12 protein-coding genes are annotated in these 14947 nt (G+C 71.4%); 2 read left to right on the forward strand and 10 right to left on the reverse strand.

The features are described 5' to 3' along the window. Window positions 1-111: 111 nt before the first annotated feature. Window positions 112-726, forward strand: a complete 615-nt coding sequence (locus tag IT072_RS17265; protein WP_223358064.1) for an SGNH/GDSL hydrolase family protein — start codon at window positions 112-114, stop codon at window positions 724-726. Next, entirely contained in the window at window positions 723-1400 is a 678-nt protein-coding gene (locus IT072_RS17270) for a GntR family transcriptional regulator (protein ID WP_223358065.1), read from the forward strand. Before IT072_RS17265 ends, IT072_RS17270 begins: the two co-directional genes overlap by 4 nt. Here the strand turns inward: IT072_RS17270 and IT072_RS17275 are convergent. From IT072_RS17275 to IT072_RS17320, 10 genes are all read right to left on the reverse strand, one after another. Then, window positions 1388-2224: an amidohydrolase family protein gene (locus tag IT072_RS17275; RefSeq protein WP_223358066.1), complete on the reverse strand. Its 837-nt coding sequence runs from the start codon at window positions 2222-2224 to the stop codon at window positions 1388-1390. The genes IT072_RS17270 and IT072_RS17275 overlap by 13 nt on opposite strands. Then, entirely contained in the window at window positions 2221-3162 is a 942-nt protein-coding gene (locus IT072_RS17280) for an aldo/keto reductase (RefSeq protein ID WP_223358067.1), read from the reverse strand. The genes IT072_RS17275 and IT072_RS17280 overlap by 4 nt, the downstream gene beginning before the upstream one ends. Further along, window positions 3132-3923: a ribonuclease activity regulator RraA gene (locus IT072_RS17285; RefSeq protein ID WP_223358068.1), complete on the reverse strand. Its 792-nt coding sequence runs from the start codon at window positions 3921-3923 to the stop codon at window positions 3132-3134. Before IT072_RS17285 ends, IT072_RS17280 begins: the two co-directional genes overlap by 31 nt. Further along, window positions 3920-5845, reverse strand: coding sequence for a hypothetical protein (locus IT072_RS17290; protein ID WP_223358069.1), 1926 nt, complete (start codon window positions 5843-5845; stop codon window positions 3920-3922). Before IT072_RS17290 ends, IT072_RS17285 begins: the two co-directional genes overlap by 4 nt. Before the next feature lie 3 nt (window positions 5846-5848). Then, window positions 5849-6823 carry a carbohydrate ABC transporter permease gene (locus IT072_RS17295; protein ID WP_223358070.1) on the reverse strand — a complete coding sequence of 325 codons (975 nt, stop codon included), beginning with the start codon at window positions 6821-6823 and terminating at the stop codon, window positions 5849-5851. Further along, a complete protein-coding gene (locus IT072_RS17300; protein ID WP_223358071.1) occupies window positions 6823-7776 on the reverse strand; it encodes a carbohydrate ABC transporter permease in 954 nt (317 codons plus the stop codon). Before IT072_RS17300 ends, IT072_RS17295 begins: the two co-directional genes overlap by 1 nt. A gap of 11 nt (window positions 7777-7787) precedes the next feature. Next, the gene (locus tag IT072_RS17305; RefSeq protein ID WP_223358072.1) at window positions 7788-9047 is read right to left on the reverse strand and encodes an ABC transporter substrate-binding protein; all 1260 of its coding nucleotides are present in this window, start codon (window positions 9045-9047) and stop codon (window positions 7788-7790) included. Window positions 9048-9218: 171 nt separating this feature from the next. After that, complete coding sequence (locus IT072_RS17310) at window positions 9219-11531, reverse strand: cell wall-binding repeat-containing protein (RefSeq protein ID WP_223358073.1); 2313 nt, start codon at window positions 11529-11531, stop codon at window positions 9219-9221. A gap of 103 nt (window positions 11532-11634) precedes the next feature. Continuing rightward, a complete protein-coding gene (locus tag IT072_RS17315) occupies window positions 11635-12966 on the reverse strand; it encodes a diguanylate cyclase (RefSeq protein WP_223358074.1) in 1332 nt (443 codons plus the stop codon). 34 nt (window positions 12967-13000) lie between these two features. Next, the gene (locus IT072_RS17320) at window positions 13001-14926 is read right to left on the reverse strand and encodes a bifunctional diguanylate cyclase/phosphodiesterase (protein ID WP_223358075.1); all 1926 of its coding nucleotides are present in this window, start codon (window positions 14924-14926) and stop codon (window positions 13001-13003) included. Window positions 14927-14947: the final 21 nt, after the last annotated feature.

The raw sequence follows: 14947 nt of genomic DNA on the forward strand, positions 1-14947 counted from the left end.
CGTGCCCAGGCACGCCCCCGCCTGCGACTCCTGCGCGCGACTCCCTCCCAGCGATTATCGATTATGCTGGGAGGGATGTCGCACGCCGTGCGATGCGATCGAAGGGGAAACATGACGCAGCGTCTGGTCTTCGCGGGCGACTCCATCACCGACGCGGGGCGGGACCGCACCGACGACGACTCGTTCGGCGACGGCTACGTGTCGCTGATCGCCGACGAGCTTCCGGCACAGGGGGCCGATGTCGTCGTCGTGAACCGGGGGGTCTCGGGGGATCGCGCGGTCGACCTGGAGCGACGGTGGGAGGCGGACGTGCGGGCCCAGCGGCCGGACGTGCTGACCGTCTACGTCGGCGTCAACGACATGTGGCGCCGGTTCGACAGCGACGACCCCACCAGCGCGCAGGAGTTCGAGGCGACCTACCGGAGGCTGCTCGCCGGAACGGATGCCGACCGCATCCTCCTGATCGAGCCGTACTTCCTGCCCGTCCGCGCCGAGCAGGCGGAGTGGCCGGCCGACCTCGACGAGAAGCGCGCCGTGATCGCCCGCCTCGCGCAGGAGACCGGGGCGGTGCTGGTGCCGCTGCAGGAGACCTTCTCGCGGGCGGCCGCGGAGCACGGCGTCGCCGCCATCGCGCCCGACGGCGTCCACCCGACCCCGGCGGGCTCCCGGCTGATCGCCGACGCGTGGCTCGCGGCCTATGCCGACCGGGAAGCGGGCGCGCGATGACCGACCCGTTCACCTCCCTCGCCGGGCTCAAGCGCGGGCTGCTCTCCGACCAGATCTACGAGCTGATGAAGACGATGATCAAGGACGGCACGCTCGCCCCCGGCGAGCAACTCGTCGAGTCGCAGCTCGCCAAGCGCATGCAGGTGAGCCAGGCGCCGGTGCGCGACGCACTCAAACAGCTCGCGCACGAGGGTCTGGTCTCGCATGTGCGCCACCTCGGCAACTTCGTGGCCAGCTACTCCGAGGAGGAGTTCCTGCAGGCGCGCGCCGCGCGGGCGGAGCTGGAGGCGATCGCGGGGCGGCTCGCCTGCGGCACACTCTCCGCCGCCGCCCGGGCGCATCTGGACCAGCTGATCGCGCAGATGCACTCGGCCGCCGACGCCGGCGACCTGGACGCGTTCCGCGAACTCGACTTCGCCTTCCACCGCACCGTGGTCGAGGCGAGCGGCAACAGCTACCTGCCGAAGATGTGGGACATCATCGAGCCTGGCCTGCGCTCGATGCACGTGCTCGGCGACCCGAGCTTCGAGGGCGACTGGCACGAGGTCGCCGAGTGGCACCGCAGCCTGCTCGACCAGCTCGACGGGGAGGACCCCGCCGCCGCCTCCGCCCTGTTCCGCGCGCACGCCGCCGGCACCCTGCTGGAGGAGCCGGGACCGGATCAGAGCCGATAGAGGGCACGAGCGGTGCCGCCCCAGAAGGCGGAGGCACCGCCGGACCCGAGCGCGGGCAGCGCAGCGGCCGTGCGGGCGACGACCTCGGCGTAGGGCGCGACGCGGGCCGACATCGGCCAGTCGCTGCCGAAGAGGAGCCGGTGCGCGCCGAAAGCGTCCACCGCAACGGCGAGCGCGCGCCGCAGTCGACCATCGTCCGGGTCGCGCTCCCCGATCAGACCGGAGGCCTTGGCGGCGACGGAGGGATGCGCGGCGACCGCCCGCAGGCCCCCTTCCCAGCCGGACCCGGGTTCAGCGGCGCCCAGCCCCAGATGGCACACGACGATGCGGGTCGCGGGATGTCGGGCGGCCACGGCCGCGACGGCAGGCAGCTGCTCGGTCCGCACGAGGAACTCCACCACACCGGCTGCCGCCGCGACCCGCTCGCACAGGGCGTCGAGACCCGGAACGTCCGCCAGGTCGGCCCGGCGGTCGGGCACCGCGACCCGCACTCCGCGCACGCGCGCGCCGACGGCGCTCTGCGCGGCGCCCGACGGATCGCCCGGCTCGTACTGAAGCACCACCCCGGCGAGCAGCGGGTCGCTCAGGCCGGCCAGCCAGCGCGCCTCCTCCCGCGTGTCGGCGGCCTGCACAGCGACGACCGCGCTCACGGGCCCGGCCGGCGTCGTCGCCGCCCGCGACGCCTCCGCCAGATCGCGGACGTTCGCGGCCCGCGGCAGGCCGAGGCCGGGCCGGAACCACGACAGCTCCACCCTGTCCAGATCCCACAGATGCACGTGGGCGTCGACAGCGCCGCTGTCCGGGCTCGCGCCGTCGCCTGTCACACCGCCTCCAGCTCGGGCCAGAGCTCCGGCGGGATGGGCGCGGTCGCGGCGGCGACGAACGCCGCCACCTCCGCGGGCGTGCGCGCGCCCACCACGACGGCGTCCACGCCCCGGCGGTCGAGCGGATAGCGCGCCGCCGCATGGGGCAGCTGCACGCCCCGCGCAGTGCAGCGGTCACGGAGGGCGAGTGCCCGGCGCCGCAGCTCCGGGCCCGCCTCGCGGTAGTCGAAGTACGGGCTGCCCACCGGGTCGGCGAGGATCCCCGAGTTGTAGACGCCGGCCGCGATGACGCCGACACCGCGGTCCGCCGCGGCGGGCAGCAGGTCCGACTCCGCGGTGCGGTCGAGCAGGGTCACCCGTCCCGCGATCATGACGATGTCGATGTCGGCCTCGCGCACGAAGCGGGTCAGCGGATCCGGCCACACCATCCCGACGCCGATCGCGCGCACGACCCCTTCCTCCCGCAGCCGGAGCAGTGCGGGGATCGCCTCCCGCAGCGCCTCGTCGACGTCCACGGGGTCGTGCAGGTAGAGCACGTCGATCCTGTCGGTGCCGAGCCGGTGGAGGCTGCCCTCCACACTGCGGAGCACGCCGTCCGCGCTCAGGTCGCCCACGGTGTCGGCGCCCGAGCCGCCCACCGGAACGGGATCACCGTGCGCGTCGACGATGCGGCGCCCGACCTTCGTGGCGATCGAGACGGTGTCGCGGTCGACGCCGCGGAGCGCCGCACCCAGGCGTCGCTCGCTCGCGCCCGCGCCGTAGTGCGGCGCCGTGTCGAAGAACCGGATGCCGTCGGCGAGCGCCGCGTGCACGGTCGCCTCGGCGTCGGCATCCGCCACCGCCCGGAACAGGTTGCCGATCGGCGCGCAGCCGAGGCCGAAGGTCTCCGACGCGCCGGGTGTCGCCGTCAGAGGGCGAACGCCTGCGCGGAACGCCACTCCTCATACTCCTCTCGGGTGTCGGGGGTGAGCGGGTAGTAGTCGCTGAGCCGGGCCCCGTCGTCGAGACGGCTGCGGCTGAACGTCTCCCACTCCTCGTGGTCGCGCGCCGCCTCGATCACCTGGCCGGACATCGCCTGCGGCACGATCACCGGCCCGTCGTCGTCGGCCAGCACCACATCGCCCGGCATGCAGAGAGCGCCCCCGACGGCGACCGGCACGTCGTACGCCCAGGGGAACAGCTCCGTCTGCGACGCATAGTGCGGGGTGGTGCCCGTCGACCAGACCGGGAGCCCGAGTGCGCGGATGCGCGCGGCGTCGCGGATCCGGCCGTCCACCACGATCCCGGCGCCGCCCTTGCGGAGGAAGTAGCGGGCGAGGATATCGCCGATGCACCCGGAGAACCGGCTCCCGTACGCCTGGATCACCAGCACATCCCCGGGCTGCACCTGTTCGAGCACGTGCCAGAGCGCGGTGTGCCGCTCCACGTACTCCTGGCCCAGGCCGGAGGCGAGGTCCTCACGCTGGGGCATGAACTGCAGGGTGATCGCCGAGCCGACGACGCGCTGGCCGGGGCTCAGCGGCACCGGGCCGTCCACGTACGAGCGCGAGATACCCATCCCGTGCAGCTTGGCGCAGGCGGTGGCGGAGGTGATGGTGTCGAACCCCGCGAGGGTGCTCGCATCGGGGCGCCGGTACGCGCCGCCGCGCACGGGCAGGGTGAAGTCGGGATGCGGGAGCGCGCCCGGGGTCTCTGTCATGGTCGTTCCTTCGTGTTCTCGGCTCGGTCGGTGATCGCGGTGCGGGCGGCAGGCGCGGTGTGGAGCGTCAGCTCGGCACGGTGCGCGGGAGGCAGGAGGACCGTCACACGGTCGCTGTCCGCTTCGAGGCGTACGGGACGTGCGGTGCCGCGACGGGCGGCGTAGGCAGTGCTCGGTCCCGGGAAGTCGAGGCCGTCTTCGACGACGGCGTCGACCGCGACCAGCCGCGGCGAGGCCGGATGCGCCGGACGGACGACCACCCGGCGCGGCTGCGTCGGCGAGACGTTGACGAGCTCGAGGTCGACGCGGTCGCGCTCGACCGCCGTGACCAGCGCCGCGACGTCGGGCGGGAGGCCCGGTCGATCCCGGTCCGCGTCCGCGTAGGCGACCGCGGTGAACGGGAGGCCGCCGTTGTAGAGCACCTGCGGCGCCCCGCCCGCGAGCTGCGTCAGCACCTCGGTGACGACCGGGTTCACACGCTGCCAGAAATGCAGATGGACGGTCGCGGGATCGCTGTCGTCGGCGAGGATGAGCGCGACACGGCGGGCCACCTGGCCCAGCGCCATCGACAGTGCGCGCTCCGGGTAGTCGGGCAGGCGGCCGGCGAGGAAGTCGAGCCACGGCGCCTCGTGCCCCGCCTCGGCCTTGTCGCGGAACGCCATGACCGGGTCGGGCGTCACGGGCAGCCCCTCCCTGACCCGGTCGAGCCGGGCACGGTCGGCGGGGTCGTGCGTCCACCACCAGAGCCAGGTCGGCAGCTCGAGCGGCATCGGCGCGTAATCGAACCAGCCGTCGCGGCCGTAGCGGTGCGGGACGAGCAGTGCCGGCGCGTCGGCGGCGTCGCCGAGCCGGGCGAGCCAGCTGCCGCGCAGGCTGTAGGGAGTCTCGGCGACGGAGGCGACCACGGCCTGCTCCAGCACGGTGTCGAGCACACGGCGGGCGGTGTCCAGGTGCCGGTCGTCGCCCGTCACGAGGGCGGCGCTCAGGCCGCCCACGACGGTAGCCATGCCGACCGACGGGAGGCCGTGCGGCCAAGTCCAGCCGTAGTGCCCCCCGAACCAGCGGCCGTCGTGCAGGCCGCCGACCGTTCCGTCGGGCGCGACGCTGTCGGGGACCAGACCGCCGTTCGCCCGCGCCCGCTCGCTCCAGCCGTCGACGTAGCGCACGATCCACGCGGCCGCGGCGGGGTCGCGGTCCCGCAGCCAGCGGTTGGCGACGAGGCCGGTCGCGGCGAGGTTCACGACGACGTCGCCGGCGGCGGCACGCTGCATGGCCTCCCCCATCGCGCGCGCTGCTTTCGGCTCGGCGAGGTCGCTCCAGCGGGCGACGCCCGGCACGTATTCGAGCGGCAGCCCGTACCGCTCCATCTCGGAGAGGGAGGCTGAATACGGCTCGACCGTGTCGTTGAGGCCGGGCCGCGGCCCGAGGGCGCCGTTGTGCGGTGCGCGGATGATGTTCCGCTCGGCGTCATAGTTGCCGTGAGCCGGGTCCGTGTACAGCTCGGCGAATCGGCGGGCGCGCGCGGCGAAGGCCTCGTCGCCGGGGTCGGCGGCGCACAGTCCGTAGAAGAAGAGGAGCGACTCCCCCTGGTGGAACCAGTCGTAGCCGTTCTCGTACTCGCCGGTCAGCATCCCCGCCGCGGTCAGCTGCGCGGTGACGCCCTCCCACTGGCGCTTCGCCGCGGCGAGCACCTCGTCGCTGCCGCCGAGGAGGTAGAACGCGGGCCAGTTGAAGAACGGCTCGTAGACGTCGTCCACCCCGTCACGGTCGGTGAACTCGGCGGGGAAGAGGATGCCGCCGTCCGGTCCGGTGTAGCGGCTCTCGAACAGCCGCCACGCCTCCTCGATGTCGTGGAAGAGCCGGCGCTGGAGCACCGCCCAGGCGGGGATCGCGTCCAGCGGGATCCCGGTGATGGTCAGCAAACCTCAGCCTTTCGTCGCTCCGGCGACCAGGCCGCCGATGATGTGCCGCTGCATGATGATGAAGAACACGACGATCGGGGCGATCGCCAGCAGCAGGGTCGGGAAGACCACCGTGTAGTCGGTCGAGAACTCCCCCACCGCCGCGTACACGCCTGTCGTCACCGTGTAGATCCCGGAGCTCGGGCCCAGGATGATCTGCGGGCTCACGAAGTCGTTCCAGACGCCGATGGAGTTGAGCACCACGACGGTCGCGACGACCGGCCGCATGATCGGGAAGACGCACGACCAGAAGATGCGGATGCGCCCCGCGCCGTCGAGCGCCGCCGCCTCGTCGATGTCGCGCGGGACGGTGCGCAGGTAGGCGCTGAACAGGAAGATCGTCACCGGCAGCGTCGCGGCCGTCTCGAACAGGATGAACCCGGGGATGGTGTTGATCAGCCCCAGCACCCGGAGCACGAAGACCACCGGGATCAGCGTCACCTGGCCCGGGATGAAGAGCCCGGAGACGAACAGGAGCAGGAGTGCCGTGTGCCACTTCTTCCGGCCGCGCGCGATCACGTAGGCGACCGGTGCCGACAGCAGGATGCAGAACAGGTTCACCAGCGCGACGAACAGCAGGGTGATGCCGTACGCCGCGATCACGTTGAACTTGGTGCTGGTGATCGCGTTCCACAGGAACTCGAGGGTGAACGACGTGGGCGAGATCTCCAGCGGGTGCTGGATGATCTCCTGCTGCGGTTTGAACGCGCTGATCACCAGCACGTAGAGCGGCACGAGCATCACCAGCGCGGTCGCGCCGAGGGCGATCCAGCGCACGACGGCGGCGACGGGCGAACGGTGCGCGCTCGCGGGACCGCGGCCCCGTCGCCGCTGCGGCGCCGTCGTTCGCGGCGTGCGGCGGCCCGAGCGGGCGTCCTCCGGTTCGGCGAGCAGCAGCTCCGCGCCGACGTTGGGCGTGTCCTGCAGGGGTGTCGTCATCAGTCGGTCACCTTCTTCTCCGCGCCGCGGCGGGCGAACGTCACGGCGAGCCCGATCGCCGCCGTGATGATCAGGAGCACGACGGACTGGGCCGCGCCGAGCCCGAGCCGCGACTGCGCGAACGAGTCTTTGAGGATCTGGTAGACGATCGTCTGCGTGGAGGCGGCCGGGCCCCCGTCGGTCAAGGCCAGCACCACGTCGTAGACCTTGAGGAGGCCGACGAGCGTGAGCACCAGGTTCACCGTCACGACCGGTGCGATCATCGGCACCGTCACGCTGCGGAACTGCTGCCACCTGGTCGCCCCGTCGACGGTCGCGGCCTCGTAGAACTCCGTCGGAACCGACTTGATGCCGGCGATGTAGAGGATCATGTTGAACCCGAAATGCGCCCACACGATGGTCAGGATGACGGTCGTCTTGGCGAACGTCGGATCCGTCAGGAACGGCACCGGACCGATCCCCGCGATCCCGAGCAGCTCGTTGACCGCGCCGTGCGGGGCCAGCAGCGCCGACCACAGGAAGCCGATGATCAGCGCGCTGATGATGTATGGGTAGAAGAAGATCGTCCGCAGCACCGTGTTCGCCCGGCCCGGCCCCGAGATGAGGGCGGCGAGCAGGAGACCGAAGCCGTTGCAGAGGATGGTCCCCACCACGGCGACCGTCGCCGTGAACACCGCGGCGTCGATCGTGCGCGGGTTGCGGAACGCGTACTGGTAGTTCTCCAGCCCGATGAAGTCGAAGCGCAGGCTGTAGCCGTTCCAGTCGGTCAGGCTGAGCACGAACGCCAGGATCATCGGGACGATGAACATCACGAGGAACACCAGCACGGCGGGTCCGGCCATCACGAGGCCCGCGAGCCGGTCGCCCCAATTCGAGCGGGTGCGACGGCGGCTGCCCGCGTCGCCGGACCGCGCGCGCGGGCGCGGTCCGGGTGCGACGGTCTCGGTCGTCATGGGGGCGGCGCTCACTTGAGGTTGGCGCTGAACCAGTCGTCCATCGCCTTGTTCACGTCGCCGGGCGAGGTGCCCCCGAGCAGCGCCTGCGTCTGGGCGTTGATCTCGGTCGAGTAGCCGCTCGGGAGGGTGCGCTCGCCGTAGCCCTGACCGGTCGGTGTGTACGCGTCGTCCGGGGTGTCGGCGACGATCTTCGCGAGGTCGGTGCCGAGCGCCGTCGTGTCGTACTCGTAGCCGGCCCGGTAGTTGCCGTCGACCTTCAGCTGGTCGAGGATGGCGGCCTTGTCCGTCACCAGCCACTCGACCAGCTTGGCCGCCGCGTCGACGTGCTTGGACTCCTTCATGATCACGTAGGGGCTGGCGATGTTGGCTCCCATCGCGGGCTGTTTGACGCCGTCGACGGCCGGGGCGCGGAAGACGCCGATGTTCGCCGGGGAGCTCGCCGCGGCCTCGCTCGCCACGAACCAGCTGCCCATCGGGTACAGCGCCGACTTGCCGGCGAGGAAGTTCTGCTCGGCGTCGGCGTACTTGATGCCCAGGGCGTCGTCGTTGATGTAGCCCTGCTTGATCCAGTCGGCGTACTCGTCGACCGAGGCGCCGTAGGTCTTGCTGAAGGTGAGCTTGCCGACGCTCATCTTCTGGTACCAGTCGGGATGCTCGGCGACGACGGTGGGGAGCCCGACGGTCTGCAGCGCGTAGCTCGACATCCAGTCGCCTCCGGTCTGGATGCCGGTCCAGCCCGCCTTCTTCAGCTTCGCCAGGTCGTCGGAGAGCTCCTCCACCGTCGTCGGCGTCTGGGCGATGCCGGCGGCGGCGAAAGCGTCCTTGTTGTAGAACCAGAGGCTTTGCAGCTGCATCCCGATTCCGGCCATGTAGTACTTGCCGTCGATCGTGTACTGCTCCGCCAGCGGCCCGTCGGTGGCCCACTTGTAGGTCGAGAGGTCGACGAGTTCGGGGGCGAGCTCGGTCGAGGGCGGCAGCGACTCGACGACGTCGGGGGCCTCGCCGGCGGCCAGCAGACGCGGGACAGCGGCTGCCACTCCTTCGGCGCCCGGGTTCTGGATCTTCACGTCGATGTCGGGGTGGGCCTTCTCGAAGGGCTTCACCAGCTCGTTCCACCAAGCCTCGGTGAGATTCGGGGTGACGTTGACCAGCAGGCTGACGGTCTGCGTGCCGCCGCTCTCCGCGGTGCCGCCGGCCGCGCATCCGCTCAAGCCCAGGGCGGCAGCCGCGAGGGCGCCGACCGCGATCATGGTTCGCCTGCTGATCATCTTCGATCCTCTCCGTGCGCACGACCACCGTGTCGCCGGGAGCAACAATAATCGATAATCGGTTATGTCGCAAACGACTGCATCGATCCCTGCCGAAATGACGAGACGCGCCGGTCCCTCTCTTCGAGGGAACCGGCGCGTCTCGGTGGTGCGTCCGGACTTCGCTCGCCGTCAGCGGCGCGTGATCTCCGCGGTCGGAGCCACGCGCTCGGGCACGCCGCGGGAATCCGCGGCCTCGTCGCCAGCCGATCCCGACAGCGCCGAGGTGGGTGCGGTCACGCCCGGGTAATCCGGGGCAATGACCGACCACCCGCCGCAGCTGGTCAGGCCGGCGACGCTCGACGCGAGCGCCGCCTCCCCGCCGACGAGGGAGACGCGGCCGGCTCCCAGGAAGAACGTGTCGTCGAGCACACCCTGCGGCACGCAGGACGCGGTGCTGATGAAGAGCGGCGAGGACGTGCTGCCGCCCCACGCCGACGCGCCGAGCGCGTCGGGGAAGTTGAGCCCGTTCGCGAGGATCACCCGACTGCTGTTGCGGAAGGCCGACTCGACGATGCGCTGAGACGTCTCCCATCTGTCGCTGCCCGCGGCGCGGGTGACCGTGCCGAACCGCGCGAAGTCCGCTGCGAGCGACGGAGACATCACCGCCGTCCCGCCGATGATGACGATGTTGCTCGTGCCGAGCGATCGCAGCAGGGCGGCCGTGTCCGCGTCGACGGAGGCCGCCCCTCCGTTCACCAGCAACAGCGGGGCGTGCAGGCTTCCGGCCGCGGCGCCCGCACTGAGCGAGTCGGGAAAGTTGAGCCCGGTGGAGACGTAGACCGTCGGCGCAGACGTGAATGCGTTCGCCACGACGGCACGGGCCGTCGCGAACCGGTCGCTGCCGGAGACGCGCTTCAGATCGGGGGTCAGCGCACCGAGGGCCTTGTACACGTTGTCGCTCACGACGGCCGGGCCTCCGACGACCACGATGTGCTTCGGCTGGAGCCGCTTGATCTCGTCAGAGACGACGGACGGCAGGGAGCCGGGAGCGGTCAGCAGGAGCGGACCGGAGTCATGCGCTGCGGCCGGTCCGCCGCCCAGGGCGTCGGGGAACGAGGTGCCATTCGCCACATAGACGGTGCCGACCGTCGACGCGTCGGGGTACGCAGCCTGCGAGACGGCAACGGACGTCGCGAAGCGATCGCTTCCCGACACACGCTCGCCCGCGACCACGTGCATGGTGTACTTCTGCGTCACCGAATCGTTGTAGTCGTCGGTCGCCGTCAGGCTGAACGTGTACGTGCCGGTCGCGCTCGGCGTTCCGACGATCGTCCCCCCGGACGCGCGCAGCCCGGTCGGGAGGGCGCCACCGGTGATGGAGAACCGCACAGCCCCCCAACCGTCTGCCTTGATCTGCCGCGAGTAGGGGGCACCCTGCACCGCGACCCCGGAGTACGTGCCGAGAAGAGAGACGGGTTCCCAGATAGCCTGCACCTGTGCGCCGTCGCCCACGAAGATCAGGTTAGTGAACACATCGATCGCCGCGCCCCGGAAGACCGTGCCCGTGATCGATCGCGGGTTCATCGCAGCTGTCGTGGTGTCGATCGAGAACTCCTGGATCGCGTTCTGCCCGTACACCGTCTGGGTGGCCGGGTCGACGGTGAGCACCGAGACGCCCGGACCGTACGAGCCCGGGAGGGCGATCGTCGACGTGGTCCGCGACGAGCCGTCGACGACGGAGAGCGTGCTCGTCGAGGAGGAGCCGATGTACGCCTTGTGGTGCGCCGGATCGACGGTCAATGCCGACGGGGAGGCCTGCCCCGCCACGGAACCGAGCACGGTGAACGAGCTCTCGTCGATGATGGCGACGGCGCCCTCCACGGTCGCGACGTAGATCGTGCCGGCCGAGGGGTCCACGCCGATCAGGTTCGCTGCGCCGGGGACGGCCAGTGGCGTGCCTGCGGCGACCGTGCTCGCGTTCACGGGGACGACCGTCCCCGTCGTGCCGGTCGTCACGAACACGGTCCCCGTGTTCTGGTCGACGGCGAGATCGCGGAGGTTGCCGGGGATGGTGACCGAACCGCTGACGTTGCCGGTGCGCTCGTCGAACCGCAGCAGACGGCTCTGCGAGCTGTCGAGCACCCACGCGTAGGCCCGTACGGGGTCCACTTCCACGCGGAGGTTGGTCGACCCGCCGAGGCCGACGGTGGAGACGACCGCGCCGGAGTACTCGTCGATGACGTCGACCCCGCCGGGGCGGGCAGCGAACACCTGGCTGGTGTACGAGTCCACCGCGACATCGGAGACGGTACCCGCGACCGGGGTGGTGTACGCCGTGGTGAACGACCCGTTCCCCGGTGTGGCCTGCGCCGGCACGGCTGCGGTTGCGACGACGCCCGCCGCGGCGAGCGCCACGACGGCCAGCGCGGCCGCCGAGCGTCGGGGGCTGCGATGCGGCGAGGTCGTTTCCTGGTCGGTGACGGCGGCTGGGCGTATGCGCAACGACGGCTCGCTTTCGGGTACGGCTCGCTGCGGTGCGCGAGCATCCCGCTCAGTCAAGGGCATCCGCGCCGTTCTCCGGCGGCCCCAGTACAGGGGTCCCTGGTCACTCCACCGCGCCGAGGCTGATGCCGACGACGCGGTCGCCGCCGCCGCTCTTCGCCTCGTACATGGCGTGGTCGGCGAGCCGGACGAGCGAGTCGAGGTTCCAGCTCGGGTCGCCGTGCCGGGCGACCACCATGCCGATGCTGGCCCGGACGCCGACGCCCGGAGGCAGGGACGCGTAAGGAGCGCCGATCGCGAGCCGGATGCGCTCCGCGACGTCGTTCGCGGCGGCGAGATCGGGCACGTCGCAGACGACGACGAACTCGTCGCCGCCGTATCGGGCGACCAGGTCGCGCTGGCGGACCAGCTCCCGCAGCCGACCGCCCACCTGCCGCAGGAGCCCGTCGCCGACGTGGTGGCCGAGGGAGTCGTTGACCGCCTTGAAGCCGTCCAGGTCGATGAAGAGCGTCGCCTGCAGGGCGGCGTCCCCGACCTCGGACTCCAGGACGAGCGCTTCGAGCAGCCGGCGGTTCGGCAGCCCGGTGGTCTCGTCGTGGGTCGCGGCGTGGGCGAGCCTGCGCTGGAGCCGCAGCGAGGTCGCCGCCTGCCCGGCCTGACCGGCAAGCGCATCCGCGAGCGGGACGGCCTCCGCGTCGAAGACGCGAGGATGGAGGAAATAGCACACGAAGACGCCGAACAGGTCGGCCTCGTGACGGATCGGGGCGATGAGCAGCGAATGGACGCCGGCGCTACGCATCGCGTGCCCCAGGTCAGTGTCCAGCGCGTCCGCCTCGTCGGTGCCGCTGAGGAGCAGCACCCGGCCGCTCGCCACGACGGCGGCGATCGTCGGCGCGAGATCGAGCGCGCTCGCCAGCGGGTCGGATCCGGCCGACCGCACGAACGCGCCGCTCTCCTCGTCGACGAAGAAGACGGCCGCCTCCTCCGACTGATAGGAACGGCCCACCGTGCGCGCGGGGATCTCGGCGAGCTCGGGCTCCGTCCGCGCCGTCGCGAAGGCGATCGAAGCCTGGATGATCAGTTCGAGACGGTTGCGGGTGCGCTCCTCGAGCGATCGCGTCTGCGCGAGGCGGTCCACCAGGAGGGCCCGATCGGAGGTCTCGACGAGCAGGATGAACTCACCGTCCGGCCGCGCCGCCCGGCTGGTCACCACGGCTCGCTCCGACCCGTCGACATGGAGGACCCGCTCGAACACAGCACCGACGGGCGAGGACGACTCGGGGCTCGCCAGGAGCCCGCGCAAGGGGCGGCCGACGAGCGACGCAGCGTCGAGCCCGGTCCAGAGGCTGAACAGTCCCGTCGAGTCGACGACGAGCCCGTCGTGATCGACGACGACGACGGCGCACGGCAACTCCTCGGCGTTCAGCGCCTCCATCTCGTTCTCCTCCGTCCGGACGATCGCTCCGAGATTACCGTGACACTCTGTTTCGACCGCCGCGCTTGGCGCGATACATCGCGGCATCGGCGGCGTCGATCACGTCCTTCGCGGAGGAGCGCGTCGCGATCTCGACGAAACCGCACGACCCGGACACCTGGACGATGCCCCGGTCGGTCTCGATCGGGAGATTGACGAGGTCGACGAGGCGACCGGCGAGTGCGTCGCCGTCGGCGTCGACCGTTCCCGGGCTGAAGACGACGAACTCGTCGCCCGCCAGCCGGGAGACCAGGTCGGTGGAGCGGCAGGCGCCGGTGAGGCGGTCGGCGACGGTGCGGAGGACCGCGTCTCCGGTCTCGTGGCCGAGACGGTCGTTGATCTGCTTGAATCCGTCGAGGTCGAGGAACAGCACGATCCCGCCCGGCACCGGCGCCGTCGCCAGCGCCGCCTCGATGCGGCCTTCGAGGGAGCGGCGGTTGTGCAGGCCGGTCAGATAGTCGATCAGGGCGAGCTGCGCGAGCTGGGCTTCCCCGTGCCGTTCGAGGGCGCCCGCGATCTCCCGGCCGAGCTCCCGCACCTCCCTCGCGGTCTCGCCCCACGCGAGAGAGCGCCCGCTGACGCTCTCTTTCCATTCCGAGAAGGACCGCCGGGGCGAGAGGGGGGTGTCGCGGTTGTCCGCCGACTGGTCGCCGAGCCAGCGGATCACCTGGGTCGCCTCCACCCGGAACAGCACCAGCACCCCGCGGGGGCCGAGTGAGGCGACGAGCAGGCCGGCGAAGCCGGCGATCAGGCCGGCGAGGCCCGGATGGGTGCGCGCCACCTCATCGGTCTGGAACGCCTCGATGCCGATGGAGTCGAGCAGTTGGCTGCGATCGGTGTGGGGAACGCGCCCGATGCTGCGGCTGACGCCGTCGATCGAGACGATGGCGCCGTCCGCCCCCACCAGCTCGAGCAGCTGACCGCCCTGAGCCACGAGGGCGAGGAGCGGGTCGGCGGCCGACGGCAGGGCGCTCAGCAGCACGCCGCGACGGCCCTGGAGGGAGAGGTCGTGCCGGAGTGCGGCGATGGACTCCAGCGCGACCAGCTGCAATGTCATCTGCGCGGCCAGCACCTCGATCGCACGGCGAAGGAGCACCGGCATGCGCTTCGGTGTGCGGTGGGCGCACGTGATCATCCCGACGAGGCGGCCGTCGTGGATGAGTGAGAACGACACGGTCGAGGCCTGCCCCATGTTCCGCATGAACTCGAGGTGGTGCGGGGAGACCGCGCGCAGCTCGGCCTGGCTCAGATCCAGGGGCGGCTCCGCGGCATCCAGGGCGACGAGAGGTGTTCCGAGGTCGTCGGTGCTGACGATCGCACGCGAGAGCTTGGTGAGGTAGAGCGCCCGCGCCTGCTGGGGGATGTCCGAGGCGGGGAACCGCAGCCCCTGGTAGGGCTCCATGTCGGTCTCGGCGGCTTCGCCGGCCACCTCGCCGTGCCCGTCCTCGAAGAAGCGGTAGACCATCACACGGTCGAAGCCGGTCATCCGCTTCACCTCCGCAGCCGTCTCGCGGCGCAGGTCGTCGAGCTCGGCGACGAGGCCGAGCCGACGGATGGCCTCGACGACCGAGTACGTCGGCTGACCGGCGATCGCGACCGCCGGCTCCAGTTCGAGCACGATGCGGCCACCGACCATGTGGGTGATCGCGTCGTACGGCGCCCCGGACAGCTCGACGCGCACCGGATCCCCCTGCAGCCCGGCCGTGGCGCTCCACTCGATCGTGGGGCTCTGCAGTTCCGAGATCGGGCGGCCGAGCCACTCGCGCGCGTTCTCGCTCGCGACGACGATCTCGAAGGTGGCGGGGTCGACGGCCAGCAGGATCCCGTGCGACTGGATGCGACCGGGTGTGCGGATCGGCTCGCGCACGCACTCTTCGAGTCGGCGGAGTTCCGCGGAGTCCACCCTGCCGTCATCAGCCATCCGGCCAGAATAACTTGCCGA

The organism is Leifsonia sp. ZF2019 (assembly GCF_019924635.1).
GTDB lineage: Bacteria > Actinomycetota > Actinomycetes > Actinomycetales > Microbacteriaceae > Leifsonia.